This window comes from Ruminococcus sp. 210702-SL.1.03, assembly GCF_020559915.1.
Taxonomy (GTDB): Bacteria; Bacillota; Clostridia; order Oscillospirales; family Ruminococcaceae; genus YE71.
Window position 1 is genome coordinate 1 of record NZ_JAJCLZ010000151.1, and the last position, 306, is coordinate 306.

General features: G+C 55.9%; 3 tRNA genes. All 3 read left to right on the plus strand.

Annotated features, from left to right (window positions below):
- The 3 genes from LI114_RS13875 (at position 1) to LI114_RS13885 (ending at position 306) form a co-directional block, all read left to right on the plus strand.
- Positions 1 to 76 (plus strand) — tRNA-Val (locus LI114_RS13875).
- Positions 77 to 108: 32 nt separating this feature from the next.
- A tRNA-Asp gene (locus LI114_RS13880) sits at positions 109 to 182 on the plus strand.
- 51 nt (positions 183 to 233) lie between these two features.
- Positions 234 to 306 (plus strand) — tRNA-Phe (locus LI114_RS13885).

The following is a 306-nucleotide window of genomic DNA, read 5'->3' on the forward strand; positions in this document are numbered from 1 at the left end:
GGAAGCTTAGCTCAGCTGGGAGAGCATCTGCCTTACAAGCAGAGGGTCATAGGTTCGAGCCCTATAGTTTCCACCACTCGCGGAGAATACAGCTTCTCCGCACAAATTGGCCGGGTAGTTCAGTTGGTTAGAACGCCAGCCTGTCACGCTGGAGGTCGTGGGTTCGAGCCCCATTCCGGTCGCTATTCCGAGCGCACGCTCCGGATCATCTTAGGGAAAGCTTTTGTTTTCACGCCTCTGTAGCTCAGTCGGTAGAGCAGGGGACTGAAAATCCCCGTGTCGATGGTTCGATTCCGTCCGGAGGCA